Here is a 250-nt window from a genome sequence, read left to right as displayed (position 1 = left end):
CACTCCCTCAAGTGCGTGGGCCAGGCAGAAGGGGTAGGGGCGCGAAAGGCCCGCAGACGGATCGGAGGCCATGATCAGCGCATTGTAGCTTGTCGTGTCGGGCTGCCAGTCCCCCATCAGGCGGTGTGCCAGTTCGGCCTCGTCCTGTCCGGTGGCTTGTGCCAGTCCGCGGGTCATCAGCTTGCGGCTGACGCCCAGACGAAACCCGCCTGTCAGCAGCTTGTTGAAGACCAGCCGTTCGGTGGTTTCC

1 protein-coding gene is annotated in these 250 nt (G+C 64.8%); it reads right to left on the bottom strand.

Annotated features, from left to right (window positions below):
* The coding region (locus NXS07_RS21410) for a hypothetical protein (RefSeq protein WP_438818401.1) at window positions 1–250 on the bottom strand (250 nt) is incomplete at both ends.

The sequence above is a fragment of the Xenorhabdus bovienii genome (genome assembly GCF_024721015.1).
Taxonomy (GTDB): Bacteria; Pseudomonadota; Gammaproteobacteria; order Enterobacterales; family Enterobacteriaceae; genus Xenorhabdus; species Xenorhabdus bovienii.
This window is presented reverse-complemented; position numbering and strand designations above follow the sequence as displayed.